24 protein-coding genes, 2 tRNA genes and 1 pseudogene are annotated in these 24,198 nt (G+C 58.2%); 18 read left to right on the top strand and 9 right to left on the bottom strand.

Translation table 11 applies throughout. The annotated features are described in order from the left end of the window. Positions 1-118, top strand: a pseudogene (locus WA157_RS08865) (IS630 family transposase); the annotation flags it as partial. Here the strand turns inward: WA157_RS08865 and WA157_RS08860 are convergent. Further along, positions 102-329 (bottom strand): hypothetical protein, encoded by a 228-nt coding sequence (locus WA157_RS08860; protein WP_422620582.1) that lies wholly within the window; start codon positions 327-329, stop codon positions 102-104. The pseudogene WA157_RS08865 and the gene WA157_RS08860 sit on opposite strands and share 17 nt — an antisense overlap. A gap of 101 nt (positions 330-430) precedes the next feature. Here WA157_RS08860 and WA157_RS08855 point away from each other — a divergent pair, with 101 nt between their 5' ends. Both WA157_RS08855 and ppa read left to right on the top strand, forming a co-directional pair. Then, on the top strand, positions 431-700 hold the full coding sequence (locus WA157_RS08855; protein ID WP_422620581.1) for a helix-turn-helix domain-containing protein: 270 nt from the start codon (positions 431-433) through the stop codon (positions 698-700). Between the two features lie 51 nt (positions 701-751). Continuing rightward, a complete protein-coding gene (ppa, locus tag WA157_RS08850; RefSeq protein ID WP_422620580.1) occupies positions 752-1,288 on the top strand; it encodes an inorganic diphosphatase in 537 nt (178 codons plus the stop codon). 107 nt (positions 1,289-1,395) lie between these two features. Here ppa and WA157_RS08845 read toward each other — a convergent pair whose 3' ends face one another. Both WA157_RS08845 and WA157_RS08840 read right to left on the bottom strand, forming a co-directional pair. Next, positions 1,396-2,193 carry an esterase/lipase family protein gene (locus tag WA157_RS08845; RefSeq protein WP_422620579.1) on the bottom strand — a complete coding sequence of 266 codons (798 nt, stop codon included), beginning with the start codon at positions 2,191-2,193 and terminating at the stop codon, positions 1,396-1,398. A gap of 33 nt (positions 2,194-2,226) precedes the next feature. Then, positions 2,227-3,723 (bottom strand): wax ester/triacylglycerol synthase family O-acyltransferase, encoded by a 1,497-nt coding sequence (locus WA157_RS08840; RefSeq protein ID WP_422620578.1) that lies wholly within the window; start codon positions 3,721-3,723, stop codon positions 2,227-2,229. A 117-nt stretch (positions 3,724-3,840) separates the two neighbouring features. Here WA157_RS08840 and WA157_RS08835 point away from each other — a divergent pair, with 117 nt between their 5' ends. Both WA157_RS08835 and WA157_RS08830 read left to right on the top strand, forming a co-directional pair. Continuing rightward, entirely contained in the window at positions 3,841-4,353 is a 513-nt protein-coding gene (locus tag WA157_RS08835; protein WP_422620587.1) for a chemotaxis protein CheW, read from the top strand. A 52-nt stretch (positions 4,354-4,405) separates the two neighbouring features. Continuing rightward, positions 4,406-4,482, top strand: a tRNA-Arg gene (locus WA157_RS08830). A gap of 135 nt (positions 4,483-4,617) precedes the next feature. Here the strand turns inward: WA157_RS08830 and WA157_RS08825 are convergent. Further along, entirely contained in the window at positions 4,618-6,042 is a 1,425-nt protein-coding gene (locus WA157_RS08825) for an FAD-binding oxidoreductase (protein WP_422620577.1), read from the bottom strand. Between the two features lie 105 nt (positions 6,043-6,147). On the opposite strand from WA157_RS08825, the gene WA157_RS08820 reads away from it, so the two are divergent. Both WA157_RS08820 and WA157_RS08815 read left to right on the top strand, forming a co-directional pair. Continuing rightward, entirely contained in the window at positions 6,148-6,726 is a 579-nt protein-coding gene (locus tag WA157_RS08820) for a cob(I)yrinic acid a,c-diamide adenosyltransferase (RefSeq protein WP_011463779.1), read from the top strand. Between the two features lie 61 nt (positions 6,727-6,787). Beyond that, entirely contained in the window at positions 6,788-7,897 is a 1,110-nt protein-coding gene (locus tag WA157_RS08815) for a 6-phosphofructokinase (RefSeq protein ID WP_011463780.1), read from the top strand. A 155-nt stretch (positions 7,898-8,052) separates the two neighbouring features. On the opposite strand, the gene WA157_RS08810 is transcribed toward WA157_RS08815, so the two are convergent. The 5 genes from WA157_RS08810 to WA157_RS08790 form a co-directional block, all read right to left on the bottom strand. Next, positions 8,053-9,666, bottom strand: coding sequence for a methyl-accepting chemotaxis protein (locus WA157_RS08810; protein WP_422620576.1), 1,614 nt, complete (start codon positions 9,664-9,666; stop codon positions 8,053-8,055). A gap of 139 nt (positions 9,667-9,805) precedes the next feature. Then, the gene (locus tag WA157_RS08805) at positions 9,806-11,089 is read right to left on the bottom strand and encodes a TRAP transporter large permease (RefSeq protein ID WP_422620575.1); all 1,284 of its coding nucleotides are present in this window, start codon (positions 11,087-11,089) and stop codon (positions 9,806-9,808) included. Continuing rightward, positions 11,086-11,760: a TRAP transporter small permease gene (locus WA157_RS08800; RefSeq protein ID WP_011463783.1), complete on the bottom strand. Its 675-nt coding sequence runs from the start codon at positions 11,758-11,760 to the stop codon at positions 11,086-11,088. The genes WA157_RS08805 and WA157_RS08800 overlap by 4 nt, the downstream gene beginning before the upstream one ends. 52 nt (positions 11,761-11,812) lie before the next feature. Then, positions 11,813-12,808, bottom strand: coding sequence for a TRAP transporter substrate-binding protein (locus WA157_RS08795; protein ID WP_422620574.1), 996 nt, complete (start codon positions 12,806-12,808; stop codon positions 11,813-11,815). 92 nt (positions 12,809-12,900) lie between these two features. Beyond that, a complete protein-coding gene (locus WA157_RS08790) occupies positions 12,901-13,947 on the bottom strand; it encodes a DctP family TRAP transporter solute-binding subunit (RefSeq protein ID WP_422620573.1) in 1,047 nt (348 codons plus the stop codon). A 35-nt stretch (positions 13,948-13,982) separates the two neighbouring features. Here WA157_RS08790 and WA157_RS08785 point away from each other — a divergent pair, with 35 nt between their 5' ends. From WA157_RS08785 to WA157_RS08735, 11 genes are all read left to right on the top strand, one after another. Beyond that, a complete protein-coding gene (locus tag WA157_RS08785) occupies positions 13,983-16,061 on the top strand; it encodes a sensor histidine kinase (protein WP_422620572.1) in 2,079 nt (692 codons plus the stop codon). Next, positions 16,058-16,702 (top strand): response regulator transcription factor, encoded by a 645-nt coding sequence (locus WA157_RS08780; protein ID WP_011463787.1) that lies wholly within the window; start codon positions 16,058-16,060, stop codon positions 16,700-16,702. The genes WA157_RS08785 and WA157_RS08780 overlap by 4 nt, the downstream gene beginning before the upstream one ends. A 144-nt stretch (positions 16,703-16,846) precedes the next feature. Continuing rightward, a complete protein-coding gene (locus WA157_RS08775; RefSeq protein WP_422620571.1) occupies positions 16,847-18,151 on the top strand; it encodes a branched-chain amino acid ABC transporter substrate-binding protein in 1,305 nt (434 codons plus the stop codon). A gap of 156 nt (positions 18,152-18,307) precedes the next feature. Continuing rightward, complete coding sequence (gene rpsO / locus WA157_RS08770; protein WP_011463789.1) at positions 18,308-18,574, top strand: 30S ribosomal protein S15; 267 nt, start codon at positions 18,308-18,310, stop codon at positions 18,572-18,574. 201 nt (positions 18,575-18,775) lie between these two features. Further along, positions 18,776-20,896, top strand: coding sequence for a polyribonucleotide nucleotidyltransferase (gene pnp / locus WA157_RS08765; protein ID WP_422620570.1), 2,121 nt, complete (start codon positions 18,776-18,778; stop codon positions 20,894-20,896). Between the two features lie 71 nt (positions 20,897-20,967). Next, a complete protein-coding gene (locus WA157_RS08760) occupies positions 20,968-21,963 on the top strand; it encodes an NAD(P)H-quinone oxidoreductase (RefSeq protein ID WP_422620569.1) in 996 nt (331 codons plus the stop codon). Continuing rightward, entirely contained in the window at positions 21,960-22,703 is a 744-nt protein-coding gene (gene tpiA, locus WA157_RS08755; protein WP_318667456.1) for a triose-phosphate isomerase, read from the top strand. Before WA157_RS08760 ends, tpiA begins: the two co-directional genes overlap by 4 nt. Before the next feature lie 37 nt (positions 22,704-22,740). Continuing rightward, positions 22,741-23,094, top strand: coding sequence for a preprotein translocase subunit SecG (secG, locus tag WA157_RS08750; RefSeq protein WP_422620568.1), 354 nt, complete (start codon positions 22,741-22,743; stop codon positions 23,092-23,094). Between the two features lie 113 nt (positions 23,095-23,207). Continuing rightward, positions 23,208-23,292: transfer RNA gene (locus WA157_RS08745), tRNA-Leu, on the top strand. 61 nt (positions 23,293-23,353) lie between these two features. Then, positions 23,354-23,713, top strand: coding sequence for an NADH-quinone oxidoreductase subunit A (locus WA157_RS08740; protein WP_422620586.1), 360 nt, complete (start codon positions 23,354-23,356; stop codon positions 23,711-23,713). A 4-nt stretch (positions 23,714-23,717) separates the two neighbouring features. After that, complete coding sequence (locus tag WA157_RS08735) at positions 23,718-24,197, top strand: NuoB/complex I 20 kDa subunit family protein (RefSeq protein WP_011463795.1); 480 nt, start codon at positions 23,718-23,720, stop codon at positions 24,195-24,197. The last annotated feature ends 1 nt before the right edge of the window (position 24,198 follow it).

Raw genomic sequence — 24,198 nt, 5'->3', positions numbered from 1 at the left:
ACAAGCCATTGAGGCGTTTGTAACCCGCTACAACGAAACAGCCGCCCCGTTTGTTTGGAGGAAACGTGAGGTTCGAGGTGCCCAACTCAGAAATACAATTGTTAATTTACGCAATTAAACACTAGCTCGGAAAGTGAGGTTATCCCCGTATTACCAACGGGGAGCGCTTCGCGCGGAGCGAGTGCGGCTTCGCCGCACATACCGCTTACCCGCGCTACGCGACGAAGGCCCATAGAGGCCAGCCATTGAACATCGAGAAAATCGGCCACTTGACGCCATTGATTCGCGTTGCGCGAACTGGTGCCGTTTTGAAGAGCTTGCTGTTCCATTTGGAGTTCTCTGTTAAAGTGCGTTTTATCGATTAATCGAAATTCGGTTTTTCGAAATGTACAGCACAATTTCGATTTATCGAAATTTAAGGAGAAAAAAAATGGATGTAAAAACCCTAATTGACACAGCGACAAAAGTATGCTCACAAACACAAGCGCAATTAGCCGCTGAAATGGGAAAGTCACCAGCCCGAATTAGTGACTGGAGAAAAGGGCACTGGAAACCAGACGCAAGCGAAATAGCTTTCCTCGCCGACAAAGCGGGACTACCCGTAATCCCGACCGTTATCGAGCTTCAAGCCGAAATGAATCCCCGCTACGCTTCCATTTGGAAGAAAGCTGTAAGCGAGTTACGACAAAATCAGGGTTAATCCTTAGGTTTTTCTGATTTTCCTGATTTAACTCAATGCAAAGAAGCCACTATGTCCCTCGATAACGTTACTCCCGGCAAAAACTGTCCCGAAGCCTTCAATGTCATTATTGAAATTCCGATGAACGCCGACCCCGTGAAGTACGAGGTGGACCATGAAACCCATGCCATCTTTGTGGATCGTTTCATGAGCACGGCGATGCATTACCCGACCAACTACGGTTATGTGCCCCAAACTATCAGCGGTGACGGCGACCCAGTGGACGTGCTGGTCATCACGCCGGTGCCGCTGATCCCGGGCGTGGTAGTGACCTGCCGCGCTATTGGTATCCTGAAGATGGAAGATGAAGCCGGCCAGGACGGCAAAGTACTGGCGGTGCCGATCGACAAGATTCTGTCGCTCTACACGCGCTGGCAAAAGCCCGAAGACCTGAGCCCGGTGCGCCTGAAGACCATTGCGCACTTTTTTGAGCACTACAAAGACCTGGAAGCCAACAAATGGGTCAAGATTTTGGGTTGGGAGGGGCCGGAATCTGCCAAGCAGGAAATCATGGATGGCATTGCCAACTACAACAAGACACTTCCCTGATCTATATCTTTTTAGCCTCTAGCCCCCGTCGAATGGGCGTGAGTAGCTATAATAAATGAAGCGCCTGCCGGTGGTAACACGGCAGGCATTTTTTTTTGGGCACAGGCTCAGCGCGCCGGATTCGGGAAGATCAGCCCATGCAAACCGCCCTTGTGCGCGAACGGCTGCCACTTGCCTTCAGCTTGTGCGAGGCGGTCGGCTACGGCCCACCAGGCGCTGGGGTTGAGCCCAAGCCCGACGTGGCTGGCAATGACTTCGATGTTTTCAGTCAGCCGATTGATCTTGCAAGGCGCCTGGATGCTGGCAGGCCAGGCGACGATGCCGTCGGTGCGGGAAAAAATGGAGGTGGTTGGCACCGGGGGCGCCACCGGCAAATCAAACTGTTCAACTTCGCCGTGAATGTCGCGCCCGCTGACGAGTTGGTACAAGTGCCAGGCGTTGGTGCTTTCGTGTGAACCGGCAAACGGTGTGCCCAGCGTGATGACGTCACGCACACAGTCAGGCAGTTCTTTGGCCAGTTCACGGGCGTAAATGCCGCCCAGGCTCCAGCCCACCAGGCTGACTTTTTGGCCCGTGACCTGACAGGTGTCGATGACTTGCTGGCGCGCGGCCTGCAGCACACCGGCGCGCGGACCAAAGTTGGTGCCCTGGTTCCAGCCAGAAACATCGTGCCCCAGGTTTTCAAGAAAGCTGCGCATCGGCAGGGTGGACGCGTCACTGGCTGACAGGCCAGGAAACACAATCACGGAGTGACCGTCTCCGGTTGGCGCCTGGCGCAAAAAAGGCCAGGCCGGAATGACCGCCCCCAGTTCCCAAAAAGCCCGGAACTCCAGCGCCATGAGCCAGGCGCTCGGCGCAGGCGCGTTGGCGCTAGCAGAAGTGTCTTTTTTTTGCTTGGTTGCCATGGTTGAAGGCTAGCATTCTTTGGGATAAATAAACTAGACGGGTATCGATTTGGCGCGTGATTTCTTGTTTGGAGTCGCCTTCGTGACCTTTTCAATCGGCCTCAGCAGCTCTCGCCCCGCTTGAAACGCGTCTTGTAACGCGTTGGTCAATTCGTGCATCTGAGGCAGCGCCTGTTTGTCGGCAATCAGGCCAAAATCCACGGAGCCGGCGTAGGTCTGGATCGTGATGTTGAGCGCGACACCATGGACCACAATCGACATCGGATGAAAGGTGAGCATTTTGGCGCCCGCCATGTACAGGGGCACTTGCGGGCCGGGCACATTGCTGATGACCAGATTGGCCAGCATCGGCAAGCGGTGCGACAGACCGGTGGCACTGTAGGCTTTGAAAGCCGCTTTTGCAATGCCGCCAACGATCCAGGGCGCGAGCAAGGACGGGTAATCGGTGGGGAGAAGCCCTTTGAGGTCAAGCATCGCAGTTTTGACCTTGGTGGTGGAGCTCATGATGGTCTTGAGGCGCTTCATCGGGTTGGCATATTGCGTTCCGAGTTCCACCACCGTCATCGACGCCTGGGTATTGAGGTCTTGATTGCCATCTTCGCGCAGGCTGATCGGCATGGCGGCCAGCAATGATTTTTTCGGGATGCCGCCATGTTGACTCAAGTAAGTTCGCAGCGCTGTGGCACAAAGCCATAAAACAATGTCGTTGAACGACCCGCCGACTGCTTTGGCCATGGCGCGGCAGTCGGCAAAGGGCAGGCTGACAGTACCAAAGCTGCGTTCTCGTGTGACCGCCACGTTGAAATCAGTCATGGGGGCGAGGCGCAGCGGCGACTTGGGCCGCCTGTTCTGGCCTGTGCCACTGAACGACTGCTTGACCAGCGTGCTGCCCAAGGCGCGCGCCGTCTGGGGAATGGCCTTGATCAGCTTCATGTATTGCGCCAGCGAATTGGAAAACACCGCGCCAATCATGTCGCCCATCTTGAGTTCGTGCTGCGCGTCGTCGCTGCGTCCCTTGCCCGGCGGCGGCACGTCCCGTGGCGTGGCGCTGATGTCCATGATGGCATGGGTCAGCACGGTTCCCGCCTTGCCGTCCAGCGCGGCATGGTGGACTTTGGAGTACACGCCCGCGCACAGGCTGCCGTCCGGACGTTTGATGCGCTCAAACACATGGAATTCCCACAACGGGCGCTCGCGATCCATCAGCTGCATGTGCAGTTCAGCGCAGACCGCCTTAGCCTGGCGCAGCGTCAGGACTTTTCCCTTCACCGGTCGAATATGAAAGTCAAGGTCGAGCTCTTCAACCGCAACCCAGATCGGATGTCCCAGATCCAGTGGCATGAAGCCGAGCCTATGGTTAAAGATGCCGGCCAGATGCAGGCGCTGTGCAATATGCGTCTGGAGCGCTTTGCGCAGTGTTCCCTTGAAGTCTGCGGGCAGTTCATAAAGACAAAATGAACCCACGTGCATCGGCATTTCGGGTGTCTCAAGGTAAAGGAAAGAGGCGTCAAGGCCGCTGAGTGTCTTCATGGTTTATCTCTCTTTATCAGGATAACGCCGCCTGGGTAAGGCACTACCGGGGGCTTGTCTTGCGCGTGTATCATGCCCTACCGACCTATCCGACGCAAAGGAATTGAAGCCATGGAAATGATGCAAAAGAAAACTGCCAACACCTTTCAATCGGGCACGCCTGCTGCTCAAACCGTGGTCGATGGCGGTCAATACCTCACGCTGCGGCTCGGCGGCGAAGAATATGCGATCGATATTTTGCGCGTGCAGGAAATTCGCTCCTATGAAGAGCCCACCCGCATGGTCAATGCGCCCTCGTTCATCAAGGGGGTGATCAATCTGCGTGGTGTCATCGTGCCGATTGTGGATCTGCGTCTCAAGCTCAATATCGACAAGGTCGAGTACAACGAATTTACGGTGGTCATCATTTTGAATGTGCGTGGCACCGTCATTGGCGCCGTGGTGGATTCGGTGTCGGATGTGGTCACGCTGACTTCGCAGGCCATCAAGGCGGCGCCACAATTTGACACTGCCATCGACTCGCGCTTTATCACCGGTCTGGCCAATATTGGCGATCGCATGCTGATTGTGATGAACATGGAGGCCTTGATGAGCAATGCCGAGATGGGCATGCTGGCGGCAGTGTCCTGAGCAAGATTGCCTCATCGGGAATGATTTTTGGCATGCTACAATTCACGCTTTCGCGGCTGTAGCTCAGTTGGATAGAGTACTTGGCTACGAACCAAGGGGTCGTGGGTTCAATTCCTGCCAGCCGCACCAGTAAAGACAAGGGTTAGCACGTTATCGCGTGCTAACCCTTTTGTCATTGGCGCATCAATACCCGTTCGCATGGCGGGTTTTATTTGGATAATTGGCCACCAGCCCTTATTCCAGAAGCGCTGGTAGCTACCAAATTTATAGCACAAAGATTTTGCCCGGATTCATGATGTTCTTCGGATCCAGTGCTTTTTTGATGCAGCGCATCATGTCCACGGCGCCAGCGCCGGTCTCCGTCACCAGAAAATCCATTTTGTGCAGGCCCACGCCGTGCTCGCCACTGCAGGTGCCGTCCAGCGCCAGGGCGCGTGCCACCAGGGCGTGGTTCAACTTTTCGGCGATGTTGCGTTCTTCGGGTTGCTTGGGGTCGATCAGATAGCCAAAGTGGAAGTTGCCGTCGCCGACGTGGCCGACCAGAAAGTAGGGGATGCCACTGGCCTCGGCCTCGGCCACCGAGTCCAGCAGGCAGTCGGCCAGGCGGGAAATCGGCACGCAAGTGTCGGTTGAAATGGCGCGGCAACCGGGCTTGGATTGGATGGCGGCAAAGTAGGCATTGTGGCGGGCGGTCCACAGCCGGGTGCGCTCTTCGGGCGTGGTTGCCCATTCAAATGCGTGGCTGCCGAATTCGCTGGCAATCTCCTGCACCATTTCAGCCTGTTCTTTCACACTGGCGGGCGAGCCGTGAAACTCCATCAGCAGCAAGGGCTCTTCCCTCAGACCCAATTTGGCGTAGTTGTTGACCATGCGCACCGTGTTGGCGTCAATCAGTTCCACGCGCGCAATGGGAATGCCCATCTGGATGATCTGGATGGTGGTGCGTACCGCCGCCTCGATGCTCGGAAACGAGCAGATCGCCGCCGAGATCGCCTCGGGCAGGGGATAGAGCTTGACGGTGACCTCGGTGATCACGCCCAGCGTGCCTTCACTGCCCACCAGCAGGCGCGTCAGGTCATAGCCAGCCGCGGATTTCTTGGCGCGGGTGCCGGTGCGGATGATGTCGCCTTGCGCCGTGACGACTTCCAGCGCCAGCACGTTTTCGCGCATGGTGCCGTAGCGCACGGCGTTGGTGCCGCTGGCGCGGGTGGCACTCATGCCGCCCAGGGTGGCGTCAGCGCCGGGGTCAATCGGGAAAAACAGGCCGGTACTCTTGACTGCTTCATTGAGCTGCTTGCGCGTGACCCCCGCTTGCACCGTCACCGTCAGGTCTTCGGCGTTGATCGACAGCACCTGGTTCATGCGACCGACGTCAAGGCTGATGCCACCCTGTACAGCCAGCAAATGTCCTTCAAGCGACGTGCCGACGCCAAAGGGAATGACCGGAACGCCATGGTCGCTGGCCATTTTCACGGTGAACGCGACATCGGCCGTGCTTTCGGCAAACACCACGGCCGCTGGCGGCGGTGCTTCAAAAGACGACTCATCGCGCCCGTGCTGCTCGCGCACCACCAAAGCGGTCGTGCAGCGCTCGGCAAAGCGTTTCTTTAGCGCGTCGATGAGGGCGGCGGGCACCGCGCGTTGCTGGGTGTCTGGTCGCAGGGGTGAGCTCTTGGCGAGAGGGTTCATGGGTTCTTTCAATCAGTTAGGGGACAGAGCTTTGCTGCGGCCTGTTCCACAAGTTATCAATCTGTATTTTGCTGCAACAATAGCTCAACTTCAGGAGTCATTTTTATGGGACAAAGACTGACGCAAATTGCCACCCGCACCGGCGACAACGGCACCACCGGGCTGGGGGACAACACCCGCGTGTCAAAAGACAGCCTGCGTGTGCACGCCATGGGCGACGTGGATGAGCTCAACTCCAACATTGGTGTGTTGCTGTGCGAAGCCATGCCGCAGGGTGTGCGCACCCTGTTGGTGGAGATCCAGCACCAGCTGTTTAACCTGGGTGGCGAGCTCTCCATCCCCGGTTTTGAGCTGCTCAAGCCCGAGGCGGTGCTGGCGCTCGATGCCGCGCTGGCCGAGCACAACGAGGCACTGCCACGGCTGCAGGAGTTCATCCTGCCTGCGGGTACGCGCGCGGCCTCCTTGGCCCATGTGTGTCGCACGGTGGCGCGTCGCGCCGAGCGCGCTGTGGTGGCGCTGGAAGGGCAGGAGAGCCTGAAAGACACGCCGCGCCAGTACCTCAACCGCTTGAGCGACCTGATGTTTGTGCTGGCCCGCGTGCTCAACCGCTATCGCACCGATGGCAGCGTAGGCGATGACGTGTACTGGAAGAGCGAAAAGCTGGCGCGAGCGTCTGCCGATTGAATGGGGGCTTAAACCGATTCGCGCGTATTCTTCATCTTCAGATTCTTGAGCAGGAATAGCCATGACAAACTCAATCCGGCGTATTGCCGTCAACACCGGCGGCGGTGACGCCCCCGGCCTCAACGCCGTCATCCAGTCGGTGATGATTGCCGCTGCCAACCGGGGCTGGGAGTGCTACGGCATCCGTGATGGTTTTAATGGCATCTTGTTTCCAGAGCGCTACCCGCAAGGCGGCGTGGTTCGGCTGACACGCGACAAGGTGCGCGGCATCGGGCATCTGGGGGGCACCATCCTGGGCACCACCAACAAAGGCGACCCTCTGCATTTTCCGATCACGCTGCCCGACGGTAGTACGCGGGAGATTGACCGCTCGGACGAAATTCTGACCTACTTTGCCACCCACCAGATTGACGCGCTGGTGGCTATCGGCGGCGACGGCTCGCTCACCATTGCGAATGCCCTGCACCAGAAAGGCCTGCGTGTGGTGGGCGTGCCCAAGACCATCGACAACGACCTGGACAAGACCTTTACCACCTTCGGTTTTGACACGGCGGTGGGCTTTGCCACCGAGTGCCTGGACCGCCTGCACAGTACGGCCGAGAGCCACCAGCGCGTGATGGTGGTCGAAGTGATGGGGCGCTATGCCGGCTGGATCGCCCTGCACTCGGGCATTGCGGGCAATGCGCACGTCATTTTGATGCCCGAGATCAGCTTCGATCTGGAGCAGGTGGCGGCCAAGATTCGCGCGCGTGACGCCGAAGGGCGGCTGTATTCCATTGTGCTGGTGGCCGAAGGGGCGCAGCCGGGCGACGGTCACCGCGAGTTGGCGGCCCCGGCCGAGGCGGGCCATGCCGAGCGTCTGGGTGGTATTGGCGAGCGCGTCGGCCGCGCGCTGGCCGAGCGCACCGGCAAAGACACGCGTGTGGTGGTGCTGGGGCATTTGCTGCGCGGTGGCAGTCCGACCGCCTTCGACCGGCTGGCGGCCCTGCGTTTTGGTGCGGCAGCGGTGCGCGCGCTGGACGAAGGGCAGTCCGGCATCATGGTGTCTCTGGGCTTGACCGGCGTCGATTACGTCGCGCTGGAAGAAGTGGCGGGCCACATGAAGGCGGTGCCGCTGGACAGCGACACGCTGCAAACCGGACGTGATCTGGGGATTTGTTTTGGCGATTGAACCACGCGCGATGATGGGTTACCGCTGAAAAATCACACGATTCTGCTGGCGCTTGCGAACGTCATGAGCTATAAAATATATAGCTATATGTGCTTATTTGACGGGGGCTAGAGCGCTATTTTGTTTAAAAAAAGCAGCTACCGGGGTTCCTGTGATCATCTGAGTAAAGCGCGAGGCGAGCCCTCACGCAAGGCTTGTGGCGGCGCGACACGCTGACCGTCATCGGTGCCGAGCTTGAAAACAGCGACCACTTGCACCAGATCCTGCGCCTGGGTTCTGAGGCTGCTAGCCGCCGCCGCCATCTCTTCGACCAGTGCAGCATTTTGCTGTGTCACCTGATCCATTTGGTTCACCGCCTCGCCCACTTGCGACACGCCGGCACTCTGCTGATGGCTGGCTGCACTGATCTCGCTCATGATGTCGGTGACTCGCCGGATGGCGCTAACCACCTCGGTCATGGTGGCTCCGGCCTGGTCCACCAAAGTGGAGCCCTGTTCCACCCGCTCGACACTGGCATTGATCAAGGACTTGATCTCTTTGGCCGCATCGGCTGAACGCCCGGCCAGGCTGCGCACTTCGCTTGCCACCACGGCAAAACCGCGACCCTGCTCACCGGCGCGGGCGGCTTCCACGGCGGCGTTGAGCGCCAGGATGTTGGTTTGAAAGGCGATGCCGTCAATGACGCTGATGATGTCGGAGATTTTTTTCGACGCGTCGTTAATGCCTTTCATGGTCTGCACCACTTGCGCCACGACTTGACCCCCCGTGACCGCCACGGTAGAAGCATTCATGGCGAGCTGGTTGGCTTGGGCGGCGCTGTCGGCGTTGTGCTTGACGTTCGAGTTGAGCTCTTCCATCGAGGCGGTGGTTTCTTCCAGTGAACTGGCCTGGGATTCCGTGCGCGCTGACAGGTCATGGTTGCCCTGCGCAATCTCGGCGCTGGCGCTGGAGACGCTTTGGGCTCCCTGGAGCACCTTGCAGACAACTTGCACCAAGCCGGTTTGCATCTCCTTGAGCGCCTGCAGCAATTGTGAAATTTCGTTTTTGCCGCTGGCGTCAAACTGCATGCTCAGGTCGCCTGCTGCCACCCCGCGAGCGAGTTGCACCGCTTGCAGGATCGGACGGGTGATGGAGCGAATAATCCAGACCGCCAGCAAGATGCCCACCGCCAAAGCAATTACCAGCGTGGCACCAATTACCAGCGGCATGCTCGCTGCCGCCGTCTGTGTAGCGGCCGTGGACTGATCGAGCAGTGTGTTTTGGTACTTGAGCAAACCGTCGAGCGCTTCAAAATAAGCCTGTTGTGCCGGGCGTACTTTGTCAAGCAGCATGGCCTTGGCCTCAAACACCTGTCCGCCGGCGGCCAGGTCCATGGTCTCGGCCTCCAGCGGATCGTATTGACTGCGGGTCGCGGTCACTTTCGCCAGCACGGCCTTGCCTTGGGCCTCGGTAATCTGTGTGTCCAGCTGTTTGAGCCGCTCACCGATGCGCGCACGGGCGGCCGGGATACGGGCGCCTTCCTTGGTGATTTTTTCCGTGTCGCTCAGGATGATCATGTTGCGCAGCGCATCGGCGATCAAGGTGACATCGCCCTTGATGTCGTTGATCAAGACGATTTTTGGGATGCGTTCCGCAATGACCTGGGCAAACAGCTGGTTCATCACGCTGACCTTGAACTGCGCGACTGCGCCCATAAAGGCAATCAACAGACCCAATGTGCCAAACCCGAGAATGAGCCGAGTAGCAATCTTCATATTGTCGAGTTTCATTCTTCGTCTCCTGAAAAACCAACTGCTGTTGACGTGGCACCTTGATTGACGCTCACGGGTACAGCAAAAAAAAACGGGCAGCGGCCAGGCGCAAAGCCTGAACGTGCCCGCTGACACTCGACCAATCGTTCAAGTCAAGCTACATCATTCCCAGCATGCGTGGGAACCAGGTTGACAAGGGCGGCCAGTAGGTCACCAGCACCAGGAAGCCCAGCATCGCCAGCAGCCACGGCCAGACCGCCACCGTCAGCTCGGTAATTCCCATCTTGGTAATGCCGGAGGCCACATACAGGTTCAGGCCCACCGGCGGGTGGCACATGCCCACTTCCATGTTCACCACCATGATGATGCCAAAGTGCACCGGGTCAATGCCCAGCTTCATGGCCACCGGGAACAGGATCGGTGCAAAGATCAGCACAATGGAGGAAGGCTCCATGAAGTTGCCCGCCAGCAGCAGCATCACGTTCACGGCCAGCAAGAAGCTGATCATGCCAAGGCCGTTGCCCAGCATCCAGTCGGCCAGCGCCTGCGGAATGTTCTCATTGGTCATGATGAACGAGAACAGCACCGCGTTGGTGATGATGTAGAGCAGCATCGCCGACATATTGGCCGAATTCAGCAGCACCCGGGGCACGTCCTTGAGCTTCATGTCTTTGTAGACAAACACCGCCACCACAAACGCATAGACCGCGCTCATGGCCGCCGCTTCAGTGGGCGTGAACATGCCGGTATAAATGCCGCCCATCACGATCACGATCAGCAGCAAGCCCCAGGCTGAGGCCTTGAATGTTTTCAGGCGCTCAGGCCAGCTGGCCTTGGGCAAGCGCGGGTAGTTGAACTTGCGGGCGCGGTAAAAAGTAACCCCCCCCAACACGCAGGCCAGTGCGAGGCCCGGTATCACGCCGGCCATGAACAAGGCGCCGACCGAGGTGTTGGTGGCCACCGAATACATCACCATCACGATCGAAGGCGGAATCAAAATGCCCAGCGCGCCTGAGGTGGTGATGACCCCGGCGCCGAAGCTCTTGGGGAAACCGGCTTTGGTCATGGCTGGCAGCAAGATCGAGCCGATCGCCACCACGGTCGCGGGCGAGGAACCCGACACCGCCGCAAACAGGGCGCAGGCCACCACGCCGGCCAGTCCCAGGCCACCGTACCAGTGGCCGACCATGCTGGAGGCAAAGTTGATCATGCGCCGCGCCACACCGCCATGGGTCAAAAAGTTACCCGCCAGGATGAAGAACGGGATCGCCATGATCTCGAACTTCTCAATGCCGGTAAAAAGCTTCAGCGCCACCGACTCCAGCGGCACATGGGTAAAGCCAAACAGGAAGGTCAGAACGGTCAAGCCGAGTGAAATCGAGATCGGCATGCCGGTGAGCATGAGCACCAGCAAGAGGACAAAAATAATGGCGGCATTCATTTCGAATCCCCTTCTTTATTCTGCAAATCAGAAGGGTGCAGGTTGTCATCCATGGCAAGCGGGTTGAAGTCGACCGGGGGTGTTTCGGCTTCCAGACCCTCGACATGGCCGTGGTCATGATGCGGCAGCTCACCGGTTTTAAGAAAATTGACCATGACCTGCAAAAAACGGAAACACATCAGGCTGGTGCCCAGCGGCACAGCGCTGTAAACCATCCAGGTTGGCATTTCGAGGTCGGGTGTGGTCGGGCCTTCGGGTATGCCTTCTACGGACAAACCCAACAGGTTGAACCAGGCATGGTGCGCGCCGTTGTCCCAGACAAAAGTGGCACCCAGGGTGGCCACAATGCCGGTAAACAGGGCGCCCGCACACAGCCCGAAGACGATGAATTTGCTCTTCATCTTGTCTTGCATGCGGTTGATCAGCACGTCCACCCCGACGTGAATGCCGGTGCGCACGCCATAGGCGGCGCCAAACTTGGCCATCCAGACAAACATGATGATGGTCAGCTCTTGCGCCCAGCTCAAGGAGAGCGACAAGAGCCAGTCTTGCACGCCGGGTATCGGCAAGCCAGCGGCGTAGCGGTGCACCACCGCCACAAAGATGATCAGCGTCGCAGCGCCCATCAGGAAGGTGACTAGCCACTCTTCCAGGTGATCAAGAAATTTCATGAATTGAGCTCCGACGCCTTGTCATCAATCTTGCGGTGAACGTCAAACCAGCTTAAAGCTTGGTCGGGTCAAAGCCAGTGGCCTGGTAGATGCTTTGCAGCGTGTCTTTGCCAACGCGATCGGCCATCTTGACGTGCACCGGTGCCATGGCTTTCTTCAGGGCCAGGCGCTCTTCTTTGGTGGGCACGTAAACCGTGGTCTTGCCGCTCGCCTTGACTCCGGCCAACGCCTTGTCGTTTTCGGCTTGGGCAATCTGGTTGGCATAGACGGTGGATTCCTTCATGGCCTGTTCGAGTTGGCCACGCACATCAGCGGGCAAACCGTCCCAGAACTTCTTGTTCACAATGACTGCATAGCCGAGATAGCCATGGTTGGTGAGCGAGAGGTGCTTTTGCACTTCATGCATCTTCTGGGTGAAGAAGTTGGAGATCGGGTTCTCGGTGCCATCGACCACGCCGGTTTGCAGCGCCTGATAAACCTCGGAGAACGCCATCACTTGCGGGATGCCGCCAACGGAGCGAATTTCTTCTTCCAGCACTTTGGAAGACTGAATGCGGAACTTTTTGCCCTTGAAATCAGCCGGGGTCTTCAGCGGTGTATTGGCCGAGAAGGCCTTGAAACCGTTGTCCCAGAACGCCAGGCCATGAATGCCTCTGGAATCGAGCTTGGCCAGTAGACCGGCACCGACCGGGCCTTGCGTGATCTTGTGCAGATCGGCCGTGTCATCAAAGATGAAGGGCAGGTCAAAAGCTTCGAACTCTTTCACGCCCAAGGGGCCAAACTTGGCCAGCGAGGGCGCCAGCATCTGCACTGAACCAATTTGCAGTGCTTCCATTTCTTCCTTGTCTTTGTACAAGGCGCTGTTGGCATAAACCTCGACCTTGACCTTGCCCTTGGTCAGTTCGTCCGCCTTCTTGGCAAAAAACAAAGCCGCCTGGCCCTTGGGTGTATCGACCGCAACGACGTGGCTGAACTTGATGATGGTTTGGGCACTTGCGCTCAAACCGATAGCCAGCAAAGCACTGGCAAGGACTAATTTCAATTTCATGAATGTCTCCTGAATAATAAAAAAACAACACTAACCAGTGAAGATTAACGCCCGCCCGAGGGTAGAGCAACTGTGGCGTTCAACAGCTAGGGTTAACCCGATAGTCGCTGATTCAGGGCCTGGCGCAGCTCGTCCATCCACTGCAAACCAATGCGGTTGGCCAGCGCCTGATGCACGGGTTCAACCGCATGCGCCAGGCGCACGCGCTGGCCATCGGTCAGGGTGTGGATGCGGGTGGTACCCGCCGCACGCAAGGCCGCCAGGGCCTTGTCGTTTTGGGTGTCGGCAATCAGGTTGCCAAAAGCGAGCGCCTCGCGCAGGGCCTGCCCGATCAGCGCGCGGTCGCTTTTGGCCAGACTCATCCAAAAGCGCTGATTGGTCACCACCGCATAACCCAGGTAGCCATGCTCGGTCAGGCTCAGGTCGGTTTGCACTTCGTGCATACGCTGGGTCCAGAAGTTGGACACCGGGTTTTCCGTGCCGTCCACGACCCCGCTGGCCAGTGCGCGGCGGGTTTCACTGAATGCAAGCGTGACCGGGCGCGCGCCCAGCGCGCGCATCTGCGCCGCAATCACGCGCGAGGCCTGCACCCGCATGCGCAAACCGACAAAATCAGCTGGAGCCAGCAAGGGGCGGTTGGCGCTCATTTGCTTGAAGCCGTTGTCAAAGTAACCCAGACCCACCAGGCCCTGTTGGCTTAGACGCGCCAGCAACCGTTTCCCAAGCGGACCTTGGGTGATCCGCCGCACATCAGCCACTTCTTCAAACAGGAACGGCAAGTCAAACAGCTCGAATTCCGGGAAACCGATGCGACCAAACTTGGACAGCGAGGGGGCCAGCAAGTCCACCGCACCGAGTTGCAGGGCCTGCATCTCGTCGTGGTCGCCGTAGAGTTGGGCATCGGGATAGATCAGTACCTGAATGCGCCCGCCGGAGCGCTGCTCCAGCAGCAGCTTGAAGCGGTTGGCCGCCAACCCTTTAGGCGTTTCCTCAGCCACCACGTGCGAAAACCGCAGCGTGATGCCGTGGGCTGGCGCCGCCTTCAGGGCGCCCGATGCCAGCGCGGTGGCGGCCAGCCCGCGCAGCCATTGACGGCGATCAGCGCGGGGTGAGCAGGCGGAAAAAACAGGAGGCGACATGCTGGCTATTATGCGAGGACTTGTTGGAAAAACTCGTGACCAAAACCGAACCTTTACCCACCTATCAGTCGCGCGACTTTGCCATGCTGCAGCAGACGCTGCCGCGCCATGCCAGCCGCAGCCGACGCACGCTCTTGTGGCTGTTGGGTTTGTTGCTGTTGCTGGTGGGCGCGGTGGTTACCCTGGTGCTGTACCTGAATAACTTTGAGGCCGAAGAAGAGACACGCCGTCGCGCCGCCGACGCGCAGTGGCTGGAGCAGAGCGTGCAGTTTCATTTTCGCCGACTGGAAGACGACTTGCTGGTATTGGCCCGTCAGTCCGTGCTGGGCGACGCAAATACCCGCCCCAAGAAGGCAAAGAGTGTTGAAGTACAAGGCGGTTTGCTGTGGCGCGAGCCAGGCGTGGTGTTGTCGCATGGCTGGCTGGCGGCTGGCCTGTCCCATGACGCCGGGGTGGGGCCGCAGCGCTGGCAACTGGACTGGGCGGCGCACCCAGCCAATGCGCAGGCGCTCGCCACCATGCGGGACACCACGCGCGGTCTGCGGCGCTCGGCTTACGCCGGACCGATGCAGCAAGCTGATGGGTCCTTGACGGATGTGGTCTGGCTGGCGGTGCCGTTCTTTGATCGCGGCCAGTTTGTGGGCAATTACCTGGCTGCCTTGTCGCTGGAGCGTGCGGTTCGGTCCTTGGTGCCTGCCTGGTTTGCGCAAAACCACAGCGTGCGGCTGGTCGCTGATGACATCGATGCAACGCCTGCGCAGGCGTCGGCTGCTCATTCGTACCGGGCCAGCATGAATTTGCCAGGGCCGGACCTGTTCCTGGAAGTCGCCCCCATCGGCGAGCAGCCGACCACGGTGCCGCGTATTTTCTTTTTGGTGGCACTGCTTTTTTTGCTGGGGATGCTGATCAGTCTGGTTGCGCTGCGGCGCGACTTTGTCAAACGCCAGCAGGTGCAGGCCCGCTTGCAAGCCGAGGTGGCCTTGCGCACAGCCATGGAAAATTCGGTCACCATCGGCCTGCGGGCCTGGGACCAGCACGGCAAAATCCTGTACGTGAATCAAGCTTTTTGCAGCATGGTGGGCTACCTGGCGACCGATCTGGTGGGCAAGTCTGCCCCCATGCCGTACTGGCCAGCCGATCAGGCCAATGAACTTCAGCTGGTGCATCGCGACATCATTGTTCAGGGTACGCAAGGCGACGGCGTAGAACTGCAGTTTCAACACCGCAACGGGAAACTGTTGGATGTGTTGATCCATGAAGCACCGCTTACCACCGTTAATGGCGAGCAGCTCGGCTGGATGAGCTCCGTATTGGATATCAGTGAGCGCAAACGGGCGCAACGCATGGCCGCCCTGCAACAAGAAAAACTCGAAGCGTCAGGCCGTCTGGTGGCCGTTGGAGAGGTTGCCTCCACCCTGGCGCATGAGCTCAATCAGCCGCTGGGTGCGCTCAGCAGCTTTGCCAACGGGCTACTCAATCGTCTGCGCGGGGGCAACATCACGTTGGACGAGTTGGAGCCGGTGGTGGCGCGCATGGCGCGTTTGGCGGAGCGCGCGGGGGGCGTCATTCAGCGCGTCAATGCCTTTGCGCGCCGGCGTGAACTTTCCCGTCAGCACCTGGACGTGGTGGCGGTCTTGCGGCGGGTTCTCGCCGGCACGGCAGACGCGCAGACACGCCAGGTGTCGCTGGTGGATAACAATCAAGCGATCTGGATTGATGCGGACGAATTGCTCCTGGAGCATCTGATCAACAACCTGGTGGATAACGCCCTGCACTGGGCACATCGGGGTCCGGGATTGGCGCAGGTGCGGGTCGAGATGGCCTGCGACCGGTCCCAAGGTCTCGCTACCCTGGTGGTGGCTGATTCCGGCCCCGGGGTGACGGAAGAAAATGAGGTGACTATTTTTAATGCTTTTTTCAGCACCAAGGAAGGCGGTATGGGCATGGGTCTGGCCATCTGCCGATCTATTGTGGAAGCCCATCATGGGCGGATCGAGGTCGGGCGTGACCCCGAGTTGGGCGGTGCGCGCTTTGTTGTTTGGCTGCCGCTAGCCGATGTGCCCTTGATCGCGCCAGTTTTGCCCAGCCTGCTCGTTGCCCAAGGAGTCCCATGAACCAACCCGCCATTCACATTGTTGACGATGACCCGGACATTCGGGATGGACTGGCCTGGCTGTTCGATTCGCGCGGCTACGTGGCAGCCACGTGGGACGGCGGCCCGGCGTTTTTGGACGCAGCGAAGGCGATGCTGGGTCATTGGGGTCATGCGGTGGTGTTGCTCGATGTCCGCATGACGCCCTTGTCCGGGTTGGTCACGTTTGAGCGGCTCAAGGCGCTGTGCTGCCCCTGGCCCGTGTTGTTTTTGACCGGCAACGGCGACGTTGGCATGGCGGTGGCGGCCGTCAAGAGCGGTGCCTGGGATTTTCTGGAAAAACCGTTTCAGGACAATGAGTTGGTCGACCGAGTGGAGCAAGCGCTGGCGGCGGCGTCAGCGATCAGTGACACCGATCTGGAGGTGTATCGCCTCAAGCAGGCGCTGACCAGCCTGAGCCCGCGTGAGCGTGAAGTTCTGGATGAACTGATTCGCGGTCACTACAACAAGACCATTGCGGACCATCTCGGCATTACCCCACGCACCGTCGAGTTCCACCGATCGCATATTTTTGAGAAAATGGGCGTCAGTTCGGCGGTTGAGCTGGCCCACAAGCTCGGGCGCCTGCAGCCGTTGTCGATCATCCAGCCGCCGCAGACTTGATGGCGCCTGCCTGCCTTTTGCAAGGCAACACATGCGGCTTGCTGCCAGGCGACGGACTGCCGGTACACTGCGCGGCGTTCGACATGAACCACCGCTGGTACCGACTCTGTGAGTGAAGCGGCTGTGTTCAAGAGAGATTTCAATATGTTTGTATTTTCCCGCAAGGCCCTGAAACTGCTGACGCTGGCCTTATGCGTGCCAACCCTGACCTTCGCGCAAGCGACCCAAACGCCCACATCGGCGCCGATCAAGATCGCCATGATCGAGGGCTTGAGTGGCCCGTTTGCCAACACGGGCGAGGCGGTGTTTCGCAACCTGATCTGGGCGGTGGAGCGCGTCAATGCGCGTGGCGGCGTCAAGATTGCCGCTTCCGGCGAGCCCGCTGGGGGCGGCCGACCTCTGGCGTTGGAGCGTTACGACAGCAAGGGTCAGAACGAGGAAGCGCTGACGGCCCTCAAGTCCGCCATCGACGATGGCGCGCAATTCATCATGCAGGGCAACTCATCCGCCACGGCGGCGGCGCTGATTGACGCCATCAACAAGCACAACGAACGAGAGCCCGGCAAACGTGTTCTGTTCATGAACTACTCGGCCGTCGATCCCATCTTGACCAACGAAAAATGCAGTTTTTGGCATTTTCGTTTTGATGCCCATGCCGACATGCGCATCACCGCGCTGATGGAAGTGCTAAAAGAAGACAAAGCCCTCAAGAGTGTTTACATCATTGGCCAGGACTACAGCTTTGGCCATGCCGTGGCACGTGAGGCGAAACGCCAGCTTGCGGCCTTGCGCCCGGATGTGCAGGTGGTGGGCGATGAGCTGCACCCGGTCGGACGCGTCAAGGACTTTTTGCCGTATGCCGCCAAAATCAAGGCCAGCGGCGCGCAGGCAGTCATTACCGGCAACTGGGGCAACGACCTGACGCTGCTGGTGAAGGCGGCGAAAGAAGTGGGTTTCGAAGGCAAGTTCTATACCTTCTACGGCAACGCGCTGGGTGCGCCAGCGGCCATCGGCGACGCGGGCATCGGTAAAGTGGTGGCGGTGGCCGACTGGCTGCCCAACGTCCAGACGGCGCAAAGCGAAGCCTTCTACCAGTCGTTTCGCCAGCGTTTTCCCAATCCGGCTGACGACTACGTTCACATGCGCATGCAACTGATGGTGGAATCACTGGCGCAGGCAATTGAAAAAGCAAATACTACGAATTCGATAGCTGTTGCCAAACAGCTGGAGAGGGCTAGAGTTGTTTTTGGCTCACAAAGCGGGGCGATGCGGGCGGCTGACCACCAGTTTCAGCAGCCGCTGGTGGTGGGTGTGATGGATAAACAAGGCGCGCCCGGCGTGAAGTTTGATGTTGAGGGCTCGGGCTACGGTTTTCGGGTTATTAAAAGCATTGCAGCTAGCCGTGCCGAGTTGCCCACCACCTGCAAAATGCAAAGGCCTGTGGAATAAACGAAGCCTGGATGGGTGGGCTATTCGCTGGAAAGGCCGACATGTTTGGGATATGTTGATGGGTTGGCTATAATCCAAGGCTCTGCAGATTGCAGCAGTGCACGTCAGGGGCAGTTCCAGCGCCTGACGCAAGTTCACATCAAACAGGAAATAAACATGATCGCATCCAGCATTAAAGCCGCTGTCGTCAAAGACAACGCACGTCAACCCGGCGATACCGGTAGTCCTGAAGTGCAAGTCGCACTTTTGACCGCCCGCATCAACGAACTCATGCCTCACTTCAAGACCCACGCCAAAGACCATCACGGTCGTCGTGGTCTGTTGCGCATGGTGAGTCGTCGCCGCAAGTTGCTGGACTATCTGAAGTCCAAAGACGCTGAACGTTACATCGCATTGATCGCCAAGCTGGGTCTGCGTAAGTAATCGTTGAATCAAATGATGAACGCCTGAGTTAGGTTCCTAGCTCAGGCGTTTTTTACTTCGGAGAAGCTGAAAACGGAGCGAAGCTGTGTCATTCCAGATGGATTCGATTTGAATTTTCCTGGAATGGCATCGTGTTCTGTGAGGCGTAATCCGGGCTCGGGTGAGGTGGCCTGCACTTCCCAAATTGACCAGGAGATAAAAATGAGCATATTCAACAAAGTCACCAAAACCTTCCAATGGGGCCAGAACACCGTCACCATGGAAACCGGCGAAATCGCCCGTCAAGCCAGCGGCGCCGTATTGCTGGACATGGATGGCACCGTGGTGCTGGCCACTGTGGTTGCCAAGACCGAAGGCAAAGCCGGTCAGGACTTCTTCCCCTTGACAGTGGACTATCTGGAGAAAACCTATGCTGCCGGCAAGATTCCGGGCAGCTTCTTCAAGCGTGAAGGCCGTCCCAGCGAGTTTGAAACGTTGACCAGCCGCCTGATCGACCGTCCGATCCGCCCGCTGTTCCCGGAAGGCTTCTTCAACGAAGTGCATGTCGTTGTTCACACGCTGTCCTTGAACCCTGAAGTGGACGCGGACATCGCGGCCTTGATCGCGGTCAGCGCTGCGCTGTCCGTTAGCGGCATTCCGTTCAGTGGCCCCATAGGCGCTGCTCGCGTGGGCTACATCAACGGTGAATACGTGCTCAATCCGGGCCAGACTGCCCGCAAAGATTCTGTCATGGATCTGGTGGTGGCCGGTACCGAAGCCGCTGTGCTGATGGTCGAATCCGAAGCCCAGCAACTGAGTGAAGAAATCATGCTCGGCGCCGTGGTGTTTGGCCACGAGCAAGGCAACATCGCCGTCAATGCGATCCATGAGCTGGTGCGTGATGCCGGCAAGCCGGTGTGGGACTGGAAGGCGCCTGCCAAGGACGAGCCATTGATCGCCAAGGTCGGCGCACTGGCCGCCCATAAGCTTGAGGCGGCTTACCAAATTCGCAACAAGCAGGCCCGTACCCGCGCCTGCCGCGAAGCTTATGCTGTCGTGATGGCAGACCTGAAGCTCGATGGTGTCGCGTTTGAAAGTGTTGCCGTTGAAGGCATGCTGTTTGACATTGAAGCCAAGATTGTTCGCAGCCAGATTCTGGCCGGTGAGCCGCGCATTGACGGCCGCGACACCCGTACCGTGCGTCCGATTGAAATCCGCAACAGCGTGCTGCCCCGCACCCACGGTTCTGCCTTGTTCACGCGCGGTGAAACGCAGGCCTTGGTGGTCACCACCCTGGGTACCGAGCGCGATGCCCAGCGCATTGACGCGCTGTCTGGCGACTATGAAGATCGCTTCATGCTGCACTACAACATGCCTCCCTTTGCCACTGGCGAAACCGGTCGCGTCGGTACGCCCAAGCGGCGTGAAATCGGCCACGGACGCCTGGCCAAGCGGGCTTTGATGGCGGTGTTGCCAAGCAAGGAAGAGTTCCCGTACACCATGCGTGTGGTCTCGGAGATCACCGAGTCCAATGGCTCTTCGTCCATGGCTTCGGTCTGCGGCGGCTGCCTCTCCTTGATGGACGCCGGTGTGCCCATGAAGGCGCATGTGGCCGGCATTGCCATGGGTCTGATCAAGGAAGAAAACCGCTTCGCCGTGCTGACCGACATTCTGGGTGATGAAGATCATCTGGGTGACATGGACTTCAAGGTAGCGGGTACGACCAACGGCATTACCGCGCTGCAAATGGACATCAAGATTCAGGGCATTACCAAGGAAATCATGCAAGTGGCATTGGCCCAGGCCAAGGAAGCGCGCATGCACATCCTGGGCAAGATGCAGGAAGCCATGGCCGAAGCCAAGACCGAAGTGTCGACCTTTGCACCGCGCCTGTTCACCATGAAGATCAATCCCGACAAGATCCGTGACGTGATCGGCAAGGGTGGTTCCGTCATCCGTGCGCTGACCGAAGAGACCGGCACCCAGATCAATATCGACGAAGACGGCACCATCACCATCGCGTCGGCTGATCCGGCCAAGGCCGAGGAAGCCAAACGCCGCATCCAGCAGATCACGGCTGAAGTTGAGATCGGCAAGATCTATGAAGGCCCGATCACCAAGATTCTGGACTTCGGTGCCCTGGTGAATCTGCTGCCGGGCAAAGATGGCTTGCTGCACATCAGCCAGATTGCGCACGAGCGTGTTGAAAAGGTGACTGACTATTTGTCAGAGGGCCAGATCGTCAAAGTCAAGGTGATGGAGACTGACGAAAAGGGCCGTATCAAGCTGTCCATGAAAGTGTTGCTGGATCGTCCGGGCCAGGGCGGCCCTGAGCACGTTTGATGGCTTGCTTTTTGATATGAAGTTGATAGCACCCCGTGCATATAACACGGGGGCTAGCGCCTGAAATGATCATGAAAGTCATCGAAATAGCCGCTTTTGGCGCCCCCGACGTTTTGCGCCTGGGTGAGCGTCCCATGCCGGTCCCTGGCGTTGGTGAACTGCTCATTCGAGTCGCGGCCAGCGGCGTCAACCGGCCGGATGTGCTGCAACGCACGGGTAACTACCCGGTGCCGCCGGGAGCTTCGGATATTCCGGGGCTGGAAGTGGCGGGCGTGATTGAACGCGGCGATGAGCAGGAACTGGCGAGTGCCGGATTCAAACTCGGTGAGCGCGTTTGTGCGCTGGTTGCCGGAGGCGGCTACGCCCAATATTGCATCGCCCCAGTGGGGCAGTGCCTGCCTGTGCCAAAAGGCTTGAGTGATGTCGAGGCGGCTTCGCTGCCCGAGACGTTTTTCACGGTCTGGAGCAATGTGTTTGACCGGGCGAAATTGCAGACAGGTGAAACCTTGTTAATTCAGGGGGGCTCCAGCGGCATTGGTGTCAGCGCCATTCAGTTGGCCAAGGCCCTGGGTTCCCGGGTCATCGTGACGGCGGGCAGCGACGAGAAATGTGCCGCTTGCCTGGCGTTGGGTGCCGATCATGCCATCAACTACAAGACGCACGATTTTCAGGAAGAGGTCAAGAGATTGACCGGTGGCCTGGGCGTGAATGTCATTCTCGACATGGTGGCTGGCAGCTATGTGGCCAAGGAGATTGAGTGTTTGAGTGAGGATGGCCGGCTGGTCATCATTGCCGTGCAGGGTGGCGTCAAGAGTGAGATCAACGCCGGTCTGGTGCTGCGTCGGCGCCTCACGGTGACGGGGTCGACCTTGCGGGCGCGACCGGTTGCCTTCAAGGCGGCGATTGCGCAGGCGCTTCTGAAAAATGTCTGGCCGTTGATTGAGTTGGGCCGCATCAAGCCGGTGATTCACAGCACATTTGCGGCGCAGGATGCCTTCAGGGCACACGCCCTGATGGAGTCCAATTTGCATGTTGGAAAAATTGTTTTGACTTGGGGTGTGGCATGAGAAAAAAGCTGATCGCAGGCAACTGGAAAATGAACGGCAGTCTGGCTGCCAATGAGGCCCTTGTGAAAGGTCTGCGGGTTGGGGTGGGCGCGTCAGTCTGTCAGGTCGCGTTGTGTGTGCCGTCGGTCTACCTGGCGCAATGCCAGGCGCTGCTTGCTGGCACTGCCATTGCTCTGGGTGCGCAGGATCTTTCCCAGCATGAGGTGGGCGCCTTCACGGGTGAAATTTCTGGGGCCATGCTGCAGGAATTTGGTGTACGTTATTGCATCGTTGGTCATTCCGAGCGTCGTCAATATCACTTCGAGACGGATGCCCTCGTTGCAGCCAAAGCGCAGCGGGCTCTGGCCTGTGGCATCACGCCGATTGTGTGTGTCGGCGAGACCCTGGCTGAGCGCGAAGCTGGCAGGACCGAAGAAGTCGTCAAGCGTCAACTGGCGGCGGTGATTCACGCCAATGGTCACTGCATCAGCGAGGTTGTGGTGGCCTACGAGCCGGTGTGGGCCATCGGAACGGGCAAGACAGCTAGCATCGAGCAAGCGCAGCAAGTGCACTCGGTGCTGCGCCAACAGTTGCAGGCTGCTTCAATCCAGGCGGATCGTATTCAGATAATTTACGGCGGCAGCATGAATGCTGCGAACGCCGCGGAGTTGCTGGCTCAGCCGGATATCGATGGTGGCCTGGTGGGTGGTGCCTCGCTCAAGGTCCCTGATTTTTTATCAATTATTGCTTCTGCTTGCTGATTTCAAGCAGAAGCGTCTATATATTTAGGAGTATTCGATGAGCGCTTTATTAACTATTCTTCTCGCTGTTCAGATGATTTCTGCAGTTGTCATGGTGGGTCTAATTTTGGTGCAGCATGGCAAGGGCGCGGACATGGGCGCAGCGTTTGGCAGCGGGGGTTCTGGTAGTCTTTTTGGTGCCAGTGGCAGCGCAAATTTTCTGTCGCGCACCACGGCTGTGCTGGCCACGGTGTTCTTTGTTAGCACCTTGCTACTTGCTTATTTTGGTACGGCCCGTCCAACGGTGAGTTCGGGCAGTGTGCTTGAGGGTGCCGCTGTTTCAGTACCTGTTCCGGCGGTCGTTCCACCCTCAGTGCCTGCGTCTGGTGCGGCACAAATCCCATCGAAATAATCGCGGTTGAAATTGCCTGCCGTCGCGGAGAATCTGCGGATTTAAGGGTAGACTATAGCTCTGTCCGGAGGGCTAGAAGTACAAGATATCTTGTGCAGTCCGGACACCTGAGAGCCGTCGTGGTGAAATTGGTAGACACGCTATCTTGAGGTGGTAGTGGCGAAAGCTTTGCGAGTTCGAGTCTCGCCGACGGCACCAAATAAACATGCTTGATGTGGATCAATGCAGCAAGCCAATACTTGGAACACAATATCCTTTTATGAGTCTTGATCAATACCTGCCAATTTTCTTGTTTATCCTGGTTGGCATCGGTGTCGGTGTTGCGCCACAGGTGCTTGGATACATCCTCGGACCCAATCTCCCTGATTCTGCAAAAAACTCGCCTTACGAATGCGGTTTTGAGGCCTTTGGGGATGCGCGCATGAAGTTCGATGTGCGCTACTACCTGGTTGCCATCCTTTTCATTTTGTTTGATCTTGAAATTGCATTCCTGTTTCCTTGGGCGGTGGCTCTCAAGGATATTGGTGCACTTGGTTTTTGGTCGGTCATGGTGTTTTTGGCTATCCTCGTCGTAGGGTTTATTTACGAGTGGAAAAAGGGAGCCCTTGACTGGGAGTGATGCGATGATCGAAGGCATATTAAAAGAAGGCTTTATCACCACCAGTTACGACTCGGTGATGAACTGGGCTAAAACTGGATCCCTTTGGCCGATGTCTTTTGGATTGGCTTGTTGCGCTGTGGAGATGATGCATGCGGCTAACGCCCGCTACGATATCAGTCGCTTTGGTGCAGAGGTGTTTCGCGCCAGTCCGCGCCAGTCAGACTTGATCATTGTGGCAGGCACGCTGTGCAACAAGATGGCGCCTGCATTTCGCAAGGTGTACGACCAAATGAGTGAACCTCGTCGAGTGATTTCCATGGGTTCGTGCGCCAATGGTGGGGGCTATTACCACTACAGTTATTCAGTGGTGCGGGGTTGTGATCGTATCGTTCCGGTAGATGTCTATGTACCTGGGTGTCCACCTACGGCGGAGGCTCTGCTGTATGGCATCATTCAGTTGCAGCACAAAATTCGCCGCACGCAAACCATTGCGCGCGCATGAG

The sequence above is a fragment of the Rhodoferax ferrireducens genome (genome assembly GCF_049302455.1).
In the GTDB taxonomy this organism is placed as follows: Bacteria; Pseudomonadota; Gammaproteobacteria; order Burkholderiales; family Burkholderiaceae_C; genus Rhodoferax; species Rhodoferax ferrireducens_B.
The sequence above is the reverse complement of the archived record's forward strand: the minus strand, read 5'-3'. Positions and strand labels throughout refer to the sequence as shown.

What these genes read in the sequence shown, in the direction of transcription:
- WA157_RS08860 (WP_422620582.1), bottom strand. Translation starts at nt 329, where the DNA reads ATGGAACAGCAAGCTCTTCAAAACGGCACCAGTTCGCGCAACGCGAAT.
- WA157_RS08855 (WP_422620581.1), top strand. Translation starts at nt 431, where the DNA reads ATGGATGTAAAAACCCTAATTGACACAGCGACAAAAGTATGCTCACAA.
- ppa (WP_422620580.1), top strand. Translation starts at nt 752, where the DNA reads ATGTCCCTCGATAACGTTACTCCCGGCAAAAACTGTCCCGAAGCCTTC.
- WA157_RS08845 (WP_422620579.1), bottom strand. Translation starts at nt 2,193, where the DNA reads ATGGCAACCAAGCAAAAAAAAGACACTTCTGCTAGCGCCAACGCGCCT.
- WA157_RS08840 (WP_422620578.1), bottom strand. Translation starts at nt 3,723, where the DNA reads ATGAAGACACTCAGCGGCCTTGACGCCTCTTTCCTTTACCTTGAGACA.
- WA157_RS08835 (WP_422620587.1), top strand. Translation starts at nt 3,841, where the DNA reads ATGATGCAAAAGAAAACTGCCAACACCTTTCAATCGGGCACGCCTGCT.
- WA157_RS08825 (WP_422620577.1), bottom strand. Translation starts at nt 6,042, where the DNA reads ATGAACCCTCTCGCCAAGAGCTCACCCCTGCGACCAGACACCCAGCAA.
- WA157_RS08820 (WP_011463779.1), top strand. Translation starts at nt 6,148, where the DNA reads ATGGGACAAAGACTGACGCAAATTGCCACCCGCACCGGCGACAACGGC.
- WA157_RS08815 (WP_011463780.1), top strand. Translation starts at nt 6,788, where the DNA reads ATGACAAACTCAATCCGGCGTATTGCCGTCAACACCGGCGGCGGTGAC.
- WA157_RS08810 (WP_422620576.1), bottom strand. Translation starts at nt 9,666, where the DNA reads ATGAAACTCGACAATATGAAGATTGCTACTCGGCTCATTCTCGGGTTT.
- WA157_RS08805 (WP_422620575.1), bottom strand. Translation starts at nt 11,089, where the DNA reads ATGAATGCCGCCATTATTTTTGTCCTCTTGCTGGTGCTCATGCTCACC.
- WA157_RS08800 (WP_011463783.1), bottom strand. Translation starts at nt 11,760, where the DNA reads ATGAAATTTCTTGATCACCTGGAAGAGTGGCTAGTCACCTTCCTGATG.
- WA157_RS08795 (WP_422620574.1), bottom strand. Translation starts at nt 12,808, where the DNA reads ATGAAATTGAAATTAGTCCTTGCCAGTGCTTTGCTGGCTATCGGTTTG.
- WA157_RS08790 (WP_422620573.1), bottom strand. Translation starts at nt 13,947, where the DNA reads ATGTCGCCTCCTGTTTTTTCCGCCTGCTCACCCCGCGCTGATCGCCGT.
- WA157_RS08780 (WP_011463787.1), top strand. Translation starts at nt 16,058, where the DNA reads ATGAACCAACCCGCCATTCACATTGTTGACGATGACCCGGACATTCGG.
- WA157_RS08775 (WP_422620571.1), top strand. Translation starts at nt 16,847, where the DNA reads ATGTTTGTATTTTCCCGCAAGGCCCTGAAACTGCTGACGCTGGCCTTA.
- rpsO (WP_011463789.1), top strand. Translation starts at nt 18,308, where the DNA reads ATGATCGCATCCAGCATTAAAGCCGCTGTCGTCAAAGACAACGCACGT.
- pnp (WP_422620570.1), top strand. Translation starts at nt 18,776, where the DNA reads ATGAGCATATTCAACAAAGTCACCAAAACCTTCCAATGGGGCCAGAAC.
- WA157_RS08760 (WP_422620569.1), top strand. Translation starts at nt 20,968, where the DNA reads ATGAAAGTCATCGAAATAGCCGCTTTTGGCGCCCCCGACGTTTTGCGC.
- tpiA (WP_318667456.1), top strand. Translation starts at nt 21,960, where the DNA reads ATGAGAAAAAAGCTGATCGCAGGCAACTGGAAAATGAACGGCAGTCTG.
- secG (WP_422620568.1), top strand. Translation starts at nt 22,741, where the DNA reads ATGAGCGCTTTATTAACTATTCTTCTCGCTGTTCAGATGATTTCTGCA.
- WA157_RS08740 (WP_422620586.1), top strand. Translation starts at nt 23,354, where the DNA reads ATGAGTCTTGATCAATACCTGCCAATTTTCTTGTTTATCCTGGTTGGC.
- WA157_RS08735 (WP_011463795.1), top strand. Translation starts at nt 23,718, where the DNA reads ATGATCGAAGGCATATTAAAAGAAGGCTTTATCACCACCAGTTACGAC.